The sequence below is a fragment of the Neisseria sp. P0001.S005 genome (assembly GCF_051963715.1).
This window is the reverse complement of record NZ_JBQCTZ010000943.1, coordinates 1-295: the sequence shown is the minus strand read 5'-3', so window position 1 is coordinate 295 and position 295 is coordinate 1. Positions and strand designations below refer to the sequence as shown.

At 47.8% G+C, this 295-nt stretch carries 1 protein-coding gene; it reads left to right on the top strand.

Annotated features, from left to right (window positions below):
- Nucleotides 1-206: 206 nt before the first annotated feature.
- On the top strand, nt 207-295 hold an 89-nt coding region (locus ACTHSP_RS23610; protein WP_440347187.1), incomplete at its 3' end, for a hypothetical protein.

Below are 295 nucleotides of genomic sequence, written 5' to 3'. Positions count from 1 at the left end.
AGCGCGAAGCCAACAACAGCTACGACTACTACGCCTACGATGCCTACCATTCCGGTAACAATAAATCATAAACCGAAGCAGGCCGTCTGAACTTTCAGACGGCATAAGGCTTTTTAAACGGCACAAAATATTTTTCACAAACGCTGCCCTTGCACCCCAAAGCCGTTTGTTTTAAAGTAAGCCCCGTTCCCATATGGAAGAGAAACATGAAAATTACTGTCATCGGCGCAGGTTCGTGGGGTACAGCTCTCGCGTTGCACTTTGCGCACCACAACAATGAAGTTGCCCTTTGGAC